At 63.0% G+C, this 16,859-nt stretch carries 19 protein-coding genes and 1 tRNA gene; 9 read left to right on the top strand and 11 right to left on the bottom strand.

Features of this window, described 5'->3' with window-relative positions:
* Nucleotides 1-4 precede the first annotated feature (4 nt).
* The 8 genes from IEV83_RS03825 to IEV83_RS03860 all read right to left on the bottom strand — a co-directional run bounded on the left by IEV83_RS03825 (nucleotide 5) and on the right by IEV83_RS03860 (nucleotide 6,053).
* A complete protein-coding gene (locus IEV83_RS03825) occupies nucleotides 5-586 on the bottom strand; it encodes a hypothetical protein (protein WP_181758908.1) in 582 nt (193 codons plus the stop codon).
* Nucleotides 587-605: 19 nt separating this feature from the next.
* Nucleotides 606-1,472, bottom strand: a complete 867-nt coding sequence (locus tag IEV83_RS03830; protein WP_181758907.1) for an ATP-binding protein — start codon at nucleotides 1,470-1,472, stop codon at nucleotides 606-608.
* Nucleotides 1,469-2,002, bottom strand: a complete 534-nt coding sequence (locus IEV83_RS03835; RefSeq protein ID WP_244628063.1) for a hypothetical protein — start codon at nucleotides 2,000-2,002, stop codon at nucleotides 1,469-1,471. The genes IEV83_RS03830 and IEV83_RS03835 overlap by 4 nt, the downstream gene beginning before the upstream one ends.
* Nucleotides 2,002-2,349: a hypothetical protein gene (locus IEV83_RS03840; protein ID WP_209002968.1), complete on the bottom strand. Its 348-nt coding sequence runs from the start codon at nucleotides 2,347-2,349 to the stop codon at nucleotides 2,002-2,004. Before IEV83_RS03840 ends, IEV83_RS03835 begins: the two co-directional genes overlap by 1 nt.
* Before the next feature lie 24 nt (nucleotides 2,350-2,373).
* The gene (locus IEV83_RS03845) at nucleotides 2,374-2,676 is read right to left on the bottom strand and encodes a hypothetical protein (protein ID WP_188478589.1); all 303 of its coding nucleotides are present in this window, start codon (nucleotides 2,674-2,676) and stop codon (nucleotides 2,374-2,376) included.
* Complete coding sequence (locus IEV83_RS03850; protein WP_181758904.1) at nucleotides 2,663-3,385, bottom strand: RNA polymerase sigma factor; 723 nt, start codon at nucleotides 3,383-3,385, stop codon at nucleotides 2,663-2,665. Before IEV83_RS03850 ends, IEV83_RS03845 begins: the two co-directional genes overlap by 14 nt.
* A gap of 99 nt (nucleotides 3,386-3,484) precedes the next feature.
* Nucleotides 3,485-3,730 (bottom strand): hypothetical protein, encoded by a 246-nt coding sequence (locus IEV83_RS03855; protein WP_181758903.1) that lies wholly within the window; start codon nucleotides 3,728-3,730, stop codon nucleotides 3,485-3,487.
* 79 nt (nucleotides 3,731-3,809) lie between these two features.
* A complete protein-coding gene (locus IEV83_RS03860; protein WP_181758902.1) occupies nucleotides 3,810-6,053 on the bottom strand; it encodes a hypothetical protein in 2,244 nt (747 codons plus the stop codon).
* Nucleotides 6,054-6,444: 391 nt separating this feature from the next.
* On the opposite strand from IEV83_RS03860, the gene IEV83_RS03865 reads away from it, so the two are divergent.
* The 7 genes from IEV83_RS03865 (at nucleotide 6,445) to IEV83_RS03895 (ending at nucleotide 12,623) form a co-directional block, all read left to right on the top strand.
* Nucleotides 6,445-6,897: a DUF2924 domain-containing protein gene (locus IEV83_RS03865; RefSeq protein WP_181758901.1), complete on the top strand. Its 453-nt coding sequence runs from the start codon at nucleotides 6,445-6,447 to the stop codon at nucleotides 6,895-6,897.
* Nucleotides 6,894-8,204: a recombinase family protein gene (locus IEV83_RS03870; protein ID WP_181758900.1), complete on the top strand. Its 1,311-nt coding sequence runs from the start codon at nucleotides 6,894-6,896 to the stop codon at nucleotides 8,202-8,204. Before IEV83_RS03865 ends, IEV83_RS03870 begins: the two co-directional genes overlap by 4 nt.
* On the top strand, nucleotides 8,201-8,596 hold the full coding sequence (locus IEV83_RS03875) for a hypothetical protein (RefSeq protein WP_181758899.1): 396 nt from the start codon (nucleotides 8,201-8,203) through the stop codon (nucleotides 8,594-8,596). Before IEV83_RS03870 ends, IEV83_RS03875 begins: the two co-directional genes overlap by 4 nt.
* 313 nt (nucleotides 8,597-8,909) lie before the next feature.
* The gene (locus IEV83_RS03880) at nucleotides 8,910-9,086 is read left to right on the top strand and encodes a hypothetical protein (RefSeq protein ID WP_244628064.1); all 177 of its coding nucleotides are present in this window, start codon (nucleotides 8,910-8,912) and stop codon (nucleotides 9,084-9,086) included.
* 44 nt (nucleotides 9,087-9,130) lie between these two features.
* On the top strand, nucleotides 9,131-11,032 hold the full coding sequence (locus IEV83_RS03885) for a hypothetical protein (protein ID WP_181758897.1): 1,902 nt from the start codon (nucleotides 9,131-9,133) through the stop codon (nucleotides 11,030-11,032).
* Nucleotides 11,029-11,865: a hypothetical protein gene (locus tag IEV83_RS03890; RefSeq protein WP_181758896.1), complete on the top strand. Its 837-nt coding sequence runs from the start codon at nucleotides 11,029-11,031 to the stop codon at nucleotides 11,863-11,865. Before IEV83_RS03885 ends, IEV83_RS03890 begins: the two co-directional genes overlap by 4 nt.
* Nucleotides 11,862-12,623: a DUF6339 family protein gene (locus IEV83_RS03895; RefSeq protein WP_181758895.1), complete on the top strand. Its 762-nt coding sequence runs from the start codon at nucleotides 11,862-11,864 to the stop codon at nucleotides 12,621-12,623. Before IEV83_RS03890 ends, IEV83_RS03895 begins: the two co-directional genes overlap by 4 nt.
* Before the next feature lie 4 nt (nucleotides 12,624-12,627).
* Here the strand turns inward: IEV83_RS03895 and IEV83_RS03900 are convergent, their stop codons facing one another.
* Nucleotides 12,628-14,265, bottom strand: a complete 1,638-nt coding sequence (locus IEV83_RS03900; protein ID WP_181758894.1) for a DNA cytosine methyltransferase — start codon at nucleotides 14,263-14,265, stop codon at nucleotides 12,628-12,630.
* Between the two features lie 61 nt (nucleotides 14,266-14,326).
* Between IEV83_RS03900 and IEV83_RS03905 the strand changes: the two genes are divergently transcribed.
* Nucleotides 14,327-14,854, top strand: coding sequence for a very short patch repair endonuclease (locus IEV83_RS03905; RefSeq protein ID WP_209003289.1), 528 nt, complete (start codon nucleotides 14,327-14,329; stop codon nucleotides 14,852-14,854).
* A 276-nt stretch (nucleotides 14,855-15,130) separates the two neighbouring features.
* Here the strand turns inward: IEV83_RS03905 and IEV83_RS03910 are convergent.
* Nucleotides 15,131-15,220 (bottom strand) — tRNA-Ser (locus IEV83_RS03910).
* Between the two features lie 382 nt (nucleotides 15,221-15,602).
* A complete protein-coding gene (locus tag IEV83_RS03915) occupies nucleotides 15,603-16,019 on the bottom strand; it encodes a MarR family winged helix-turn-helix transcriptional regulator (RefSeq protein ID WP_209002969.1) in 417 nt (138 codons plus the stop codon).
* Nucleotides 16,020-16,393: 374 nt separating this feature from the next.
* On the opposite strand from IEV83_RS03915, the gene IEV83_RS03920 reads away from it, so the two are divergent.
* Entirely contained in the window at nucleotides 16,394-16,807 is a 414-nt protein-coding gene (locus IEV83_RS03920; protein WP_181758892.1) for a DUF2147 domain-containing protein, read from the top strand.
* The last annotated feature ends 52 nt before the right edge of the window (nucleotides 16,808-16,859 follow it).

Genomic DNA, 16,859 nt, shown 5'->3' on the forward strand with positions numbered 1-16,859 from the left:
CCCCTTACTGCGCCCAACTCGGCCGACCGGTGACGCCGGGGGCGGAGGTGGGCTGGCCGGACGGAGCGGCCGAGGAAGGCGGCTGCGCGACCGTCCCCATAAGCGCGGCGTAATCGCGATGGTCCGGCGTGACCGCGGCGCGGATCTCGTTCTTCTCCTCGCCCATGGCATCGGTGCCGATGTCGATGCGGGCCACGAACTCGAGCCCGTCGAGATCGGCAAGGCCGTTGATCCTGCGCGCAGCCTGTGCCTCGGGCGAGGTGTCCTTGTCGGAAATCCCGCGCGCCGAGTTCAGCATGCCGCGGACGAGGCTGCGGCCCATGTTGGCCCAGTCCGGGCCCTTCGGGCTGTGGAGCCCGATCAGCGTGAAGATCTTGCGCCGGGCATAGGGCCCCTCGAGCACCGTGAACTCCCCGTTGAGATACACGGCGCCGGTGGAGCCACGGGTGGCATAGCCCCCGGTCCAGCCCTGCGACGGGTCGTCGAAGCCGCCGGGGCGGATGGTGAGCCGCACCTTGGCCAGCGTGCCTTTGGGGATGAGATTGGCGTTGGACTGGGCGTCGTTGAAATCGTTCCAGGAACCCATGGGGTCTCTCCTTTTCGGTTCAGGATTGGGAAGCGGCGGCGCCGGCGGGATCGGCCGGCGGGGCGTAGGTCAGACGCTCGGGCGCGGGACGGCCGGGGGCACGAATCTTCTCCATCAGCCGGCCGAGATGGGGCTCTTCCACCATGTCGAGCCGGCCGGAGCGGTCCTTGGCCGGATAGCCCCACGGGTTGAGCGTCTGGCAGACGAAGGCGCGATACGGCTCGCCGCCGTCGGCCTTGAGTTCGGCCATGGTGATGACCTCGTCGACGATCCCCGGCAGTTCGAGCCCGGTCTTGGAGCCGTCGATCTGGGGTGCGAAGACCTTGCGGTTGAAGTCGTCGAGCTTCGTGTCGAGGATGCCGACGAACCAGACGTTCCGGGCCCGCGTGTGCTGCAAATGGGTGAGCCAGGCGATCATCTCGCGGCCGTGCAGCCCGTAGGCCCCGCGAACGTCGGGTTTGCCGGTCTTGTCCGAATGCGCCTCCGGCTGGCCCTTGCACCACTGGAAGCAGAGCCGTCCGGCGACGGTGATCGAGTCGACGAAGATCGTGTCAAAGCGATCGAGCGCGGCAGGGTCTCCGAATTTCTCGCAGACCGCCTCGAAATGCGCCCGGCTGTAGGGCTGGTCGTCGCGCAGTGCAGGGTTCGGTCCACCGATGAACACCGCGAAATCCCGGCATTCGGTCCAGGTGCGCGGGCGGATCGTGTCGCCAGACCAGCCCTCGATGGCGAGATCGCCGGCCTCGAGATCGAAGAAGAGCGTGGTGGAGGCGTCGAGCGTCCACAGGAGCGAGGTCTTGCCGATCCCGCTGGCCCCGAAGATGCAGCCCTTGATGCCGCGCGGCTCGGCCAGACGCTCGTCGGCGCTTATGATGGGGAGGGTCATTGCGCCCCTCCCTCTGGCTTGATCTCGATCTTGAGCGCGCCGGGCCGTACGGTGCGGGCGGGCTCGAAACCGGCGCGGATCGCATCCGGCCACGCCGCGTATTTGCGCTCGGCCACCTTGTAGGTGACGTCGACATATTGCGCGGGGTCGTCGCCGGCGGTGCGGATGCGCTCGACCATGGCGGCGAGCTGGTCCTGGTTCCACTCGACGCGTTTCGGCAGGTCCGCGACGATGATGAAATCGCCGTCATAGAAGCGGACGGTGCCGGTATCCTTCTCCTGCGCCTCGCGCATCTCGGCCGCGCGCGTTGCGTAGCGGATGGTCAGCGCGCCATCGAGGCGGGCCTTCGCGGCTTTTGCCTGTTTCAGACGCTCGTCCACCTCTCGCTGCAGGATCGCGAGCAGATCCACAGGCAATTGCGCAATCTCGGCCGGGTCGAGCCCGGTCAGATCGTCCGGCGTGGGCGCGTTTTCGGGATAGGGCATGAACGGGTCTCCGTGTTCGGTGAAGTGGTCGGTCAGGCGGGCCATCAGGCGGCCTTCTGCTCGACCAGCAGCCGGTCGAGCGGTATTTGGGTTGCGCTGGGTTTGGGCCGGGCGATTGCGAGATAGATGAAGCGGTCCGGGCCAAGGCGCTGCTGGACGAGGTGCACAAGCCCCGACTCGCAGGCGCGGAAGGCGGCTGCGGCGAGCCCGGCCAACCGCTGGCGATCCTTGTCCGGGAACTTCGAGATCCCCGGCATTGCGTCGATGCCGAGAAAGCCCCGGTGATAGTCCAGCCGGTCGCCCGGCGCGGCCTGACCGATCCAGGCGCAGAACTCGATATCGGTGAGCGGACGCGCGGCGCGGGCGACCGCGGCGAAGGCGCTATCGGGCATGACGATCATCTCCATTTCCCGCCTCTACGCATCGGTTCCGGAAGACGTCCCCGGCGCGCATTTCCGGTCGGCGTAGATCGCCACGAGCGGCGTTCCGTCTTGGTGGGCGCCGGCCTTCTCGATGCGATAGGTGCGGTGGTTCTTCAGGATCTCGGGCAGTTCCCAACGGCGGTAGAGGCCGGGAATGCGGAACATCTCGCCTGACGAGACCGGATCGTGTTCCTTCATCGGGTCATCCTTCGTGGCGGCCAGCGACCTTTGCGGGCCAGTCACGTGGGAAAAGCCGTCCGGAGGCACGGAACGGGACATCGGGTCAGGCAAATTCATGGAAGGCCTCCCGCAGCCGCCGCGTGGCGCGCTGGTAGCGCTTGCGCGCGGCCGCCTCGGACAACCCGAGAGCCCGGGCGGTCTCGCCTTGCGTGAAGCCGTCGATCGCCACGCGCAGGACAAGATCGCCATCGCGGCCGACCAGCCGTTCGACGTCCCGGCGCAGGAAAATCCCTTCCACTCCGCAGATCGGGCCGGTCGCGCAATCGTCGATCGTGTCGGGGTCGGCGTCGTCCACGGAGGTCCACCAGGCGGCCTCGCGGCAATGCGCGCGAATGGCGTCGCGCTCGACATTGCGCAGCACCGTCGCGGCGACCCGGTTGACGCGCCGCAGATCGAGCCCCCGGACGGTTTCGGTGGCGCGCGCGAGGATCTCGGAGGAAATGTCCTCCGGGCGTCCGGCCTTGCGCCAGAGGAGCCGCCGGCGCACTGCATCGAGGCCCGGCCAGAGCGCGAGAAGCACAAGGGTCAGGGCGCAGTCGGACGCGGCACCACCGCCGTGGGCCGCGCCAATCAACGCCATCAGGATGCGGTTCTTGCGCTCGGCGCAGCCGTCGCGGCCATGCAGCGCGTCAAGAAGCGCCGCCGGATCCGTGAAACCGGCGAGCGCCGGATCGCTGCACCGGATGGTCTCGAAGGATTTCTGGAACTGAAGTGTTGTGGAGGTCATCACGAGGCTGTCGTGAATCTCGTGCCATTTGAAGGACATCGAACGTCTGCCTTTCGGCCAGGCGTCCGGCGCCTTGTCGTGGCCAGGTCAGGACGTCGCGCGTCTCTTCGGTTTCAGGGGATTGGGTGGGCGTCCGCGTCAGTGCGCGGGGGCCGATGCCTTGTTCAGCGTGCCGCAGCCCCGACAGGTGGCGACGGCCGGCAGGCTCACGAGATATTCGTGGCCGCGCGCGAAACGCAGGTGAAGCTGCCCGTCGCGGCGGACGCCAAGCAGCTTGTCACACCGCGTACAGCGCCAGTCAGCGCCCGAGGCTTTGGGGGTGTTCTTTTCGGCGACGGTCCGGCTGCCTGCCGCCGGATGACGCGATGGATCGGGAGTCGGCATGGAAATGCTCCTCTGTTGTGGAGCCTTTCCAATAATCAGCGGATTGTTCGACCGTCCCGCACAGCATGTTAGACCGTCGTCAGACGCGCTCTTCGACCAGCGCCTCGAAGACGTCTTCCGTGGAGCTTTCCCCGGTGACCAGGCGCCAGTATCCGCGCTTTTCACCCCTGGCGATGTAGACGTTCAGAATGCTCTCCCAGGTCTTTGTGCGGAACGCCTGCTGCGGGCTGCGCGAGCCGAGGCCGTCCATCAGCTGTTTCACTTGCACATCGGGGCTGCCGGACTTCCAGGCGGCGACGAGCCGGTCGAAGATCGTGATCTGGTCGGCGCCCGTCAGGGCAAGCGGCGCCTTGCCCGGGATGTGCACGGTCGCCGATTGCGGCCCCGAGCGGAGGACCTGCGGCGTCGCGCCGCCGCGCGCCAGCGGCAGGTTGGTGCGGTAGGCGAGCTCGAGTGCGGCGTGCGGGATCACCGGGCCCTCCGCTTCCAACGACAGGTTCCGCAGCATCGGCAGGACCACGTTGGGACCGAGATAGCCGGGCCCTTCGCCGCTGGCTGACAGGACGATGCCGACGCCCGCGCTGTTCCGGGCACGCATGAGCTGATCCAGCCGCGTGACGGTCTTCAGATCGTAGAGCCGACGGGCGAAAAAGATCGGAACCTCGGCGCCGTCGATCCGCGTGGATCCCAGCAGCGACAGATCCGGGTCAATCACATGGGCGGTGGACCTGATCAAAAGCGGTTTCAGCATCCCGACCACGGTTTCATGCAGCCAGTCGCGGTTGATCTCGAACATCTCGAGATCGGCCGTCGGCCGCAGGCCCCCGTCCTTGCCGAAGGCGTCGACCGTGCGCGACATGCCCTCGATCCCGGACGGCTTGACCGCCGCCTCGCCGCCCGTGTCGTCCTCGTTGATCAGCACGATGTCCTGGCGTCCGCGCCGATCGAGCAGCCCGCCCTGGATCAACTGGTCGGGATCGAGACCCAGTTCACGCAGATGCTCGCCGCTGACCTCGTCCTCGGTCCGGTTGTGGAGTATCACCAGTTGCCGGAACATCGCGCGCAGATCGCCCGGATCGATCTGCCTGAAGGCGCTCAGGATGCCCCATGCGTCGAGCAGCGCGAACCCGAGAGTGCGCTCGTCGGGATCCTTGTTGCTCTGCAGGTTGCAGCTTTTCGAGCCGGAGATGGTGATGTTGAGCGTGCGCTCCCTGTCGTCGCCCACGCGATTGTAGGCGACCGCGATGCCGATGCGGCTGAAACCGTCGGCGCGGCGGAAGATGTTGTTCGGCCTGAGGTAGCAGTCGGCCACCTCCTCGATATCGTCGTCCGATGCGACCTTCAGGAGCAGCTTGCGCCGCCAGTTGCCGAGGCGGATCTCGGCCTCGAGCACGCGGGCGTCGGTGATCTCGTATCCGTCGATCCGCGGCAGATCGAGCCGCAGGGACGAGCGGAAGCGCGACAGGTTGTAGCGCTTCCAGGTCAGCGGTTTCTGCGAGACATCGTGGCCGAGCGCCTGTTCCGCAAACGCGCCGGCCACGCCCTGACGCACGACCGGACTGTCCGCGCAGACCTCGATCTGGCGGATCGCCGGCGTGTAGATGAGGGTCGCTTCGTTCGGCGGGCGATAATAGATCGTGCCCCGGCGCCCATCGTCGCGGTGGTCATGAACGCTCGACAGCGGCCCGCCGTGCCGGACGATCAGCATGATCGATGCCGGATGTGCGGCGGTCGCAGGCAGATCGATCGCCTTGACGGTGCAGGCGGTCTTGAGCTGGAGGACTTCGGTGATCTTCCTTGCCAGCGCATTCTCGTCCACCGCGCCCGAATCCAGGTCGATCGCCTTTTCGAGTTCCACCTCGAAAGCATCGTAGAGCTTGCCGTAATCCCTGAATTTCCGGGCGAAGTGGAAACTCTCGGCATCCTCGAATGTTCGGCGGGCATTCAGGAAGGCCCAGATACTCTTGCAAAGCGGATCCGGCTGTCGCTCGAATTCGACCGATTGCTCGTCCGTGAGCTGCTGGTCCGCAATGGCCGAAAGCGAATCGATGCCCTTGCCTTCGGCCAGGGAAAGAATTCTGCGGGACCGCTGCTCCGCCGGGCGCAATTCATCCTGATCGAATTCGGCGAGGACGCGAACAAGCTCCTGTCGAAAGGTTTCAATGGCCTCGTCGTCCGAGAAATCGGGGACACCCTCGGGCAGGGCGAAATCGGGCTCGTTTTCTCCTTCCCTGGCGGCGAGCACCGCTCTGGCAAGGTCGATCCGCGCATCCTCGATCAGGGCGTGAATGTTGGGACCGATCGGGGATGCTTTCCGCGCCATGGACTCACCTCTGCGAACACCTGCAATTGACTGATTCAACCGGCGATAATCGTGAAATTGCCGCGAGGGGCAAGCCCCGATGTTCCGCAACTGTTCCCATAGGGTCCGCGCGTCGGAGTTCGATGTCTCATCGCGGGGCTTCGGGTGGCTTTTGAACGGTGACGACAACGCAATTCACGACCGCCTCCGACATGAAACGTCCCAATCCCTTGCCACCCGACATGATGACCCCAGCCGAGCGCCGCGCCGAACTGTGCGGTCTTCTGGCGCTCGGGCTGGTCCGTCTGAAGCTGCGCGAACGCGACGAAGCGTCTGTCGATACTGGAGAAATTCGCCTACACTCTTCGGCCGACCAATGCCGTCATGCAACTCCAACTCACCGGAGAACCGCATGAACAAACCTGATCCCATTCCCGCGCGCCTGGCAGCACTCAAGACCGCGACAACGCCGGAGTTGAAGCAGCAGTGGCGTGACCTGTTCGACAGCGAGCCGCCACCGTTCAATCGGCGCTACCTTGAGAGCCGGCTGGCCTACCGCATCCAGGAGCTGGCCTATGGTGGGCTGAAGCCGGAGACGATCCGGCGGCTGGAGCGGTTGGGCGAAGACCTCGACGGCGGCGACCGGACGAAGAGCCGCATCCGCGCCGACACCATGCCCATCGCCGGCACGCGGTTGATCCGCGAGTGGCAGGGCGTCGAGCACGCCGTCACAGTGACCGCTGACGGCTTCGAGTGGCAGGGGCGGCCCTACAAGTCGCTGTCCGCCATCGCACGCGCGATCACCGGCACGCGCTGGAATGGCTGGGTCTTCTTTGGGCTGAAGAACCGGAGGGCGCGGACGTGACGAAGCCGGTCGTACGCAAACAGCGCTGCGCCATCTACACCCGGAAATCCTCCGAGGAAGGGCTGGAGCAGGAGTTCAACTCGCTCCATGCCCAGCGGGAGGCGTGTGAATCCTTTATCGCCAGCCAGCGGTCCGAAGGCTGGGTGCTGGTGCGCGACCGCTATGACGACGGCGGCATCTCGGGCGGCACGCTGGAACGCCCGGGACTGAAGCGCCTGATGGTCGACATCGAGGACGGGCTGGTCGACGTGGTTGTCGTCTACAAGATCGACCGCCTCAGCCGATCGCTGGCCGACTTCGCCAAGCTGGTCGAGGTGTTCGACCGCAATGACGTGACTTTCGTTTCCGTCACGCAGTCCTTCAACACGACCACGTCGATGGGGCGGCTGACGCTGAACATTCTGCTGTCCTTCGCGCAGTTCGAACGGGAGGTGACGGCCGAGCGCATCCGCGACAAGGTCGCCGCCAGCCGCAAGAAGGGGATGTGGATGGGTGGCGTGCCGCCTTACGGCTACCGGGTCGAGAACCGGAAGCTGGTGATCGACGACGCGCGCGCCGAACATGTCCGCTGGATCTTTGCCCGGTTCCTCGAGATCGGCTCGGGAACGGAACTGGCGCGGGAGCTGGCGAAGCGCGGGATCCGCACGCCGCGCGGCAACCGGATCGACAAGAAATACCTCTACCGGATGCTGAACAACCGCGCCTATATCGGCGAGGCGGTCCACAAGGGCGAGAGCTACCCCGGCGAGCATGACGCGATCATAGACCGCGAGACGTGGGACCGCGTCCACGCCATCCTGCAGGAGAGCCCCCGAAAGCGCGCCGCCCGGACCCGCGCCGAGACGCCGGCGCTGCTGAAAGGTCTGCTGTTCGGACCGGACGGCGCCGCGTTCTCGCCGACCCATACGCGCAAAGGCGACAGGCTCTACCGCTACTACGTCAGCCAGACGGTACTGAAACACGGTGCCGGATCCTGCCCCGTGGGCCGCGTGCCCGCGGGCGAGATCGAGGCGGCCGTCATCGACCAGCTCCGCGCAGTCTTCCGGCAGCCCGAGATCGTGGCGGGGACGTGGAAGGCGGCGCGCGCCCACGCCGACGACTTCACCGAAGCCGACGCCCGTACGGCCCTGCAGCAGCTTGACCCGCTGTGGGACGAACTGTTCCCCGCAGAGCAAGCCCGCATCGTGGCGCTGCTGATCGAGCGCGTGGACATCGGCACCGACGGGCTCAACGTGCGCTTGCGCGTCGATGGCCTTGGCGGTCTGGCCCGCGAGATGCTGGCCGGTGGCATAGAGGCCGCAGCGTGACACACGGCGCACCGATCCCCGACACCGTGACACTTCACGTCCCGTTCCGCATCGCGAAGCGCGGCGGAAAGAAGGAGATGCAGATGCCCGAAGGCGCCACGCACTCGCCGCGGACTGACAACACGCTGGTCAAGGCGCTGGCCCGTGCGTTCCGATGGAAGCGGATGCTCGAGTCGGGCGAATACGCCACCATCGCTGAACTGGGCGAACGAGAGGGCATCGCGCCCTCCTACATGACCCGCGTCCTGCGGCTCACGCTGCTCGCGCCTGACATCATCGAGGCGATCCTGGACGGGAAGCAGGGGCCGGAGTTGACGCTGAGGAAGGTGCTTGAGCCGTTTCCGTTGGAGCGGAGCAGACAAGAAGCACATTTCAGCATTGCGCGCCGGTAACGGCGTGGAGTGTTTGGTCCATCCGGACTTTGCTGAAAACGGAACCCTTGGCCGGATCTTGGTGTCGATGCCGTTGAAGCAGGCGCAGTGAAGCGGCGACAGTACCGCCGCGACAAGGCTCCAACCTCTTGCTCGATATCGGCCGAACAACTCGTCGGGCGTCGCAGAGGCTGGCGCTGTCGTCCCGATCCGCTCGCACATAGCCGCAACATTTCACGTATGTTGACGCTATATTGCAACATAAGCGTTCTGTTGCTATATACAGGACATGAAGGACAAGAGAGAGAGCTTCGTGAGGTTGGCGGAGGGGCGTGTGAACCGAGCCCTCAAGGACATCCGGCTGATTGGCAACCTCTCGAATCGGTCTGCGTACAGCTACTCCGACGAAGACGTGAAGAAGATCTTCAGGGCTCTGCAGCGGGAGCTCGAGCTTGCTCGATCACGCTTCGGCGACGGTGAAAGCAGCGGTTCAGGTGATTTCAAGCTGTAAACGCAGCCATTTCAGAGAATTCTATAGAAGGAGCGCGTGGAAGGATGGTTGAACCTGTTCTGAGATTCCTGACCAACGAAGCAGGCGAGAAGGAGGGCCTCGGCGACGCCGGAATCGAGACGTTTCGTGATGCGCCTTATGCCAGCTGCGCTCGGGAAGCAGGGCAGAACAGTCGTGACGCAGCGACGGGCCTGCCCGCGGAGCCCGTTCGAATGTCCTTCAATGTCTTGAAGCTCGATCCCTCAAGCTTTCCGTCACACGACCTGCTCAGTGATACGATCTCCGCTTGCAGCGCCGAGGCAGAACAGGATCGCGAGAAGGAATTCTTTTCGAATGCTTCCAAAGTAATCGGCGCAAGTTTCATTCCGGTGCTCGAGATAGCCGATCACAATACGACTGGCCTTGTTGGCCCGCCCGACAAGGATGGCACTCCCTTCCATTCACTCGTCAAGGCTTCGGGGGTGACAGCAAAGGACACCGCCGACTCAGGCGGCTCTTTTGGGATCGGAAAGAACGCGTCCTTTGCCGTATCGGATCTTCAGACCGTCTTTTACGCGACGACGTACAAGGACGGAGACGCGGAAGCTTTTGCTGCTCAGGGAAAGGTGAAGCTGGTTTCTCACACTGCGTCCGACGGCACCAAACACAGGGCAACCGGCTATTGGGGTGACCCCGATGGCTTTCGGGCCGTGACCGACCCTGCCTTGGTGCCGGAATGGATGAAGCGCACCGAGACCGGAACCTCAATCTTCTGCATGGGTTTCCGGGCCGCTGAGGACTGGGCGGAACGGATGACCTATTCGCTCGTCTCGAATTTCTTCTGCGCTGTTCATCGCGAAGAGATGGTTTTTGAAGTCGATGATGGCAGGATCAATATCAACCGAAACACGCTCGAGAGCCTTTTCTCCAGGCAGGACATCATCGATGCAGCGGAGCGTACAGGGCACCAAGCCGATCTTACCTTCGCAGGGCAGCTCTATCGTTGCCTCGTTTCGGACAGCGCGGAAGAGCATGTTCTGACCATCCCGAAGCTTGGGCAGTTACGTGTCAGAGTGCTGATCGAAGAGGGAATGCCCAGCCGTGTCGGTTTCATACGAAACGGAATGCTGATCACTGATAATCTTCGACACTTTGGACACCCTCTCCAGCAATTCCGGGGCTCCCGCGACTTCGTGGTCGTAGTGGAACCAGCCGATCTGGAGGCTGGCGTGCTGTTGAAGAAGCTTGAGAATCCGGCACATGATGGCTTCTCGGCGGAACGGCTCCCCGATGCTGCCAAACGCGCTGATGCCTCGACCGCGATGAAACAACTCGGCAAGGAGCTCCGGGAGATCATCAAGGCCACAACCGGCGTCAAGCACGAGGGCTCCGTCGTCCTCGACGAACTTGGTCGTTTCTTCTCGGAGACCGGCAAGACCGACAAGCCCGACGATCCGAATGCAGAACATGATCCCGAACGGTACACCTACGAGTCCAAGCGACGGAAATCAAAGTCTCGAAAGGCACCCAGCCCTGCTGGAGGCGAACGAGGCGGTCGAAGCCAGACCGGGACGGGTTCTGGCGGTAAAGGAGGTGGTAGCGGCTCCGGAACCGGTGGCGGCACGGGCGGCCGCGGCAGTGCAGGAGACCGAGAGCCAGTTGTTCTGCGCGAGGTACGCAATCTCATCCGCTCAGACGGCTCTGGAGCAGCCACATCCCGTGAACTGCATTTCACGCCGGAAGCCTCGGGACCGATCGAGTTGATGGTTCAGGCCACGGGTGTGAATGCGCCCGAGGGCCTCAACGTAACGGCGGCGGACGCGGGCACTCCCGGCTCTGGTGTGCTTACTGTTGACGTGAAAAAAGGCGAACGGTGCAAGGTCACCGTTTCGTTCGATGAACCATACGATGGCCCGATCGAGTTGATCGCCATAAGCCGCGCGGCAGTCGAGGAAACGCCGGCATGAGGTTTTCAGAAGAAACGCGCTATCCACATCCGGTCCTGGCGCAGGACACAGGGGATTTCACCACTGGTGAATTCGACATGGTCTTCACCCTGAGCGAAGACATCGCAACTGGAGCACTATCCATTCAGCACGAAACCACCCTGACGGAAGACGGGATCCGGCAACTCGTCGAGACCGGAAGGGCATCGGTGGGCTGCTTTGTCCGCTGCGCGGACACGTATCATACTGAACTGCGGACACTGGCCTGGCCCTCAGGCCGCACCGACTTCGCCGCCGGAGTTCTGCTGAACAGGGTATCCTTGCGACCGATCGTCTGGTTGAACGACGAATTGTCTGCTTGGGACCCGGGGACCATTCACCCGGAGTTTTCACCGCCGGTGGACCTGAGCCGCGGCGACATCATCGCAATCGGAGAGGAGCACATCATCTCGGTCGGACAGGCGAAGCTTGCTCCCATCGAGAGCATTTTCGAACTCGACCGATCGCCGGACATTCCGGAAGGAACGTTGCAGGTTGAGCTGGAGCGGGACCGCATCACGATTCTCGCCGGAGAGAAGACACACGAGACCATCATGCTCTTGCGCGAGCAGAAGGCCGGCAAGCCGGTCGTCATGAACGCCGTCTACCTTCCGGCTGTAATGGAAGTCCTTGATGCGCTGCAAAGTGGCGCGGACCAATACGAGCCATATCGCTGGCATGCTCCTTTCACGGCTCGCTGCGACGCCCGGGGCGTTGATCCAAAAACAGATACTTCAATCCTCGAGAGCGCTCAGAAACTCCTCGATAGCCCGGCAAGCGGATTGGAGCAGTTGGTGGCGGAGGCAGACAGATGACGGAATCGCCGCTCAAGTATCTCTCGGAAAAGAAGCTTTCCGAGCTCAAGGAGAGCATTGTCGCCAACCGCGACCGGTATGAGGCAGGAGACTTCCTTGATCTCGAGCATGATAACGGCTGGGCAGTTGAGACCGGCACTGTACAGGTTGATCATGACCTGCTGGCGAAGCTCGATGGCACAGCGAGGACTGCAGCTGCCGACATCGACAACTCCCTGATCCTGTTCCAGGCCCTTCAGGGGATGACGCCTGCTCTCGCGCGGGAAGAGCGTGTCTGGGCCAGACTGACGCACATCGAATGCCTTGGCTATTCGCGGGAAAGGTGGCTCTCAGGGAACAAAAGCGAGCAGCTCGACGCCCAGGTCCGTATCCACATGTTCGCTCCCGGACTTACCGCGATCCGCGACGACAATGCATTATCCCGTCTCTGGTGGAACATGCACATCGCGAGCATTGCAGATCCGGATGATCCCGAGGGTGCGCTGCGACTAATACTCAAGACCGCGGACATTCGGAGCAACTTTGTCGAACGCACGAACACCGCCGCTCGAAAGCCGCTTGCGAGAGCCGTCGTCCGCGCAATGCGACGGGAGCCATGGATCACGTCCAGCGAGAGAGCCTTCAGGGAATTCATGATCGCTCTCAATCGAGACGGCGGAGGGATCCTGTTCGAGGCTCTCTCTGACGACGAGGCCGACGCACTCATGGATACCTGTGCCTCCCGAGCACAGGCTCACATGGCGAAAAAGGCTGCCTGATCCTTCAACCCTTGGCCTCGTTTTGCTCGAGGAGTTCAAGCTCTGAGGCATCCGGAACCGGTTTCAAAGTAGAAGCATCGCCGTCGAGATCGTTTTCTTCCCCTATTTCTGGCACCAGAACCTCATGTAGCAATGCCGCGATATGGCGCGCGAGGAACGGCGGCACGGCATTCCCGACTTGTACATACTGCTGAGTGCGATTGCCAAGGAAGACGTAGTCATCCGGAAACGTCTGAAGACGGGCGGCTTCCCTGACAGTCAGGCTGCGACATTGGACCGGGTCGGGGTGGATGAAGTAGTGGCCATCCTTGGAGATGTGGCTGGTCACGGTGCTCGAAGGCTGCCCCGCAACCTGGACGCGGAACCGGTCATTGAAGACGCCGGTGTGCCAGTTGCGGTGGTCAGGGCTGATGGCTGAGGGAAAGTCTGCGGCCTTGGGGCTGTAACCGTGCACTGAGCCAAACACCGATGCGAAAAGATAGCGGCCAAGGTCTGACTTCATGTGCCCTCGAGTCTCGTGCTGGGCAACTGCACGCAGCTCGAGCCGTTCAATCCAGTTCAGCAGTTCGTCGTTTGAGTGACCATACTGGTCTGGTAGAGCCGACGAATCCCGGAGACTGGGCATCTCCGCCTCCAGCCGTTCAATCAAGGAGGCAAACGCTTCATGGAGTCGAACGTCGTCTTTTTCCTTCGTGAGCTCTGAAAGCAACTCGGCTGCTTGGACCACCTCTTGTCGCCAAACCGTAACGTCGTCTCCGCCGCGGCTAATTCCACTGCGCAATGCCGGTAGAGTCAGGATGGTACTGCCGACGGTCCTGACGTTACGAGGCACGTCCACTTCGGCTCGAGCAGCCCGATCTGCGAGGTCGGAACGGATCCCGATGATGATCACTCGATGCCGTTTCTGGGGAATGCCAAACTCTTCCGCACGGACGATGAAATCCGATGGTCGCATGGCCTCCCGCAAGCTGGCCCTGCCATCCTGGATAAGGATGGCGCGTATCTCGTACTCATGGCCGTGGCCCGTCCCAAGCGAGGAGAGGTCTTCCATCAGCATCTCGAACACGAGGCGGCTTTCGACCGTCGAGGACAGCATGCCCTTGACGTTCTCCATGACGAACGCGGCAGGACGAAGTTCATCAAGCACCCGAATGTACTCGCGAAACAGGTAGTGCCGCTCATCCTGCTCAGGCACGTAGCCGACCTTGCCCCTCGAACGCGCACGACCGACGAGGGAATAGGCCTGACAGGGCGGCCCACCGATCAGGATCGTATCGTCGAAACTAGCCTTGAGGCTGTCGATGGCGGCGTCAATTGCGTCCGCGGCTGTCTCGGTTCCGAGTTCGAGGGCACGCGCTTCCTCGATAGCGAGTCGCCACGCGTCGGCGTCAACTTCTGACCAGTCCGGTTCGGGAGCGTGTCCTGCATGGAAATTAATGAATTGCACCGGCAAGGCGCCGTGCCGCGACCGATACTCACGCAGGAATGCACGCAGCGTCAGTGTCCGGTGAGCCGAGGCCTCCTTCTCGACTGAAATGCCGATCCGGAACGGTGAGTGGCCGTCCGCGACGAAGGACGCAAATCCCTCGCCAAGTCCGCCTGGGCCGGCGAACAGATCAACGATGCCGAAAGTGGAAGGCAAATCACGCTCCTGACGATCTTCAGTCAGGCGGTGTATACCAGGTTCAGGGACGAAAACCAGGATGCAAGTGACAGATATTGTGGATCAGCAGACCCGATCTCGCATGATGGCAGGGATCAAGGGAAAGAACACGAAGCCTGAACTGGCGCTTAGGCGGGCTCTGCACGCTCGCGGGTTCCGCTACCGGCTTCACTCAAAGAACGTCCACGGCAGGCCTGACCTCGTCCTTCCGAAGCACCGAGCGGTCATCTTTGTGCACGGGTGTTTCTGGCATCGGCATGAGGGGTGTCGCTACGCTACCACTCCCGCGACGCGCGTAGCGTTCTGGCAGGCAAAGTTCGACGCGAACGTTGCGCGAGACAGTACCGTTCGGGACGCGCTGCTTGCGGCGGGCTGGCGCGTAGCGACGATCTGGGAGTGTGCCCTTCGAAAACCGGAAAAGGTCGCGGCAGCGGCCGACCAGCTTTCGACATGGTTGTTCTCCGAAACGGAGACGCTCGAGCTCGGCGAACGTGAGGTCTCGTCACCTACAGGAAAAGGCGAGGATGTCAGCTCGTGCAGCTTATTGGTTCAACCCGGCAGGGCATGATGCGCCTGTTGAATGTTCGATCCGAGTGTCTTCTTGCGCACGCCACTGGCGTCGAAGTGTTTAGCCGGGAACTCCGGAAAGCGATTTTATTTCAGAGGCTTGCAACCTATTCACCAAATCCACGCAGTCATGAGGTCCGGAGAATATCGCCCCCGAGAGACTGCTTCCGAGCCTCCTCGCGCGAGGGCCGGTGCTCAGCCCCACCCGCATACCCCCCAAAAACAACGGAAAAATCCGGCCGCAGCCGGATCGGGAGAACGCTTTCGCGGAGGCAAGTGGCGGAGAGGAAGGGATTCGAACCCTCGATACCGTCTCCGGTATACTCCCTTAGCAGGGGAGCGCCTTCGACCACTCGGCCACCTCTCCGTCCGGTTTCGTTTACGCGGCAAAGCCTCGCAGTTCAAGGGCTTTCTTGCCCCTGTGGATGATTTCCGGTGGAGCTCTCCCCTGCAATTCCTTGCAGGAACGTGCAGTGAACAAAGAGAGATTTGCAGAAACTCTCGTACAAAACCCGAACAGTTTTGTCCTCATCAGTTCTCAGAATGGGGGATTGCGCCGCGCGGCGCGCCCTTCGGCCGGCCCCTCCAGATAACCAGCGCTCACCAGCACTCAAGGAAATAGATCATCACCGTAAAGCGCAACCACCAACCCATGCAATGCCGGGACCTCTCCCCCTTCCCGTCACCCGCGTCATGCCTTTGGGAGCCACCCCCGCCCGAAAGCCGGATACCGAGATCAGAACCAGGCGTCAGTCCGCGAGCCGTTCGAACATCCCCTTGAGCATCTCGGTCATCTCCTTGCGCTCCGCCTCGTCGAGCCCCTTATAGACCCGCTCGCGCACTTTCTCGGCCTCCGCCCAGCCCCGATGACGCAACGCCACGCCGGCCCGGGTCAGGGTCACCTCAGTCACCCGCCCATCGGAGGCGCGCGGACGGGTCACCACCAATCCATCGGCCACCATGCGCTGAATGATCTTGGTGGTGGTGTTGAGCTTGATCACGCAGATTTCGGCGATTTCCGAAACGCTCATGTGCTCGCCGTCGTAAAGGACCATCAGCACGCGCCAGCGCGGCACATCGAGACCGACCGGCTTCAACACCGATTCCATCACCTGGAGATAGCGGGCGTTGATGCGCAGAACCCAGAAAAACGGCCACTCCCGCATCTGAAATTCGGATCGGGCGGGGGAATGCGTTTTCTCTCGGTCCATCTGCGTCTCTCAAAAGAGGAAAACAAAACAGTCGCACGACCCCTGATGGTAGGAGACCTGGCGCGCTTGTCCATAGGCCGGATGGCCGATATCGTTACGTCACCTCTTGCGTAAGGCCTTTACGGGGCACACTCCGCCAAAGAGCAGGCCGCACCAATTGTGCGCCGCGCCCCCTTCCCAATCCCCCGCTACGTCCGACCGGAAATACCGCGAAACCACCCGCCAGGTGCCCTAGGGGCACGGCTGGTCAACTTCCACCAAAGCGTGTAGCTTCCGTTTGCGTAAAGGGAATGTGGTGTCCATTGACGCCCGATAGGAGGAGACGCTTCATGAAGATCACCGTTGCCGGCCTGGCCGCCGGTCTCACCCTCATGCTGACCCTACCCGCCCAGGCTGCGGATGCACGCGGCGAATGGGCCCGCCCGAGCGGGTCGTCACGCATCAAGATCGCAAGCTGCGGCGGGGCGCTCTGCGGCACCCTGGTGTGGCTGAAATCGCCGCGCAAGGATGTGAAGAACCCAGACCCGGCAAAGCGCAGCCGGCCGCTGGTCGGCAGCCGCACGGTGCTCGGCATGAAGCCCAGCGGCAAGGCGGGTCAGTGGAAGGGCAAGGTCTACAATGCCGAGGATGGCAAGACCTATACCGGCTTCATGACCATGGATGGCAACAACAAGCTGAAGCTTGAGGGCTGCGTGCTCGGCGGGTTGATCTGCAAGGGCGAGACCTGGTCGCGCGTGCGCTGATGCCACTGTGACGGTGCGCCCCGCGCGGATGGGAGGTCCGCGCGGGGGACGT

The sequence above is a fragment of the Stappia taiwanensis genome (assembly GCF_014635285.1).
Lineage (GTDB): Bacteria > Pseudomonadota > Alphaproteobacteria > Rhizobiales > Stappiaceae > Stappia > Stappia taiwanensis.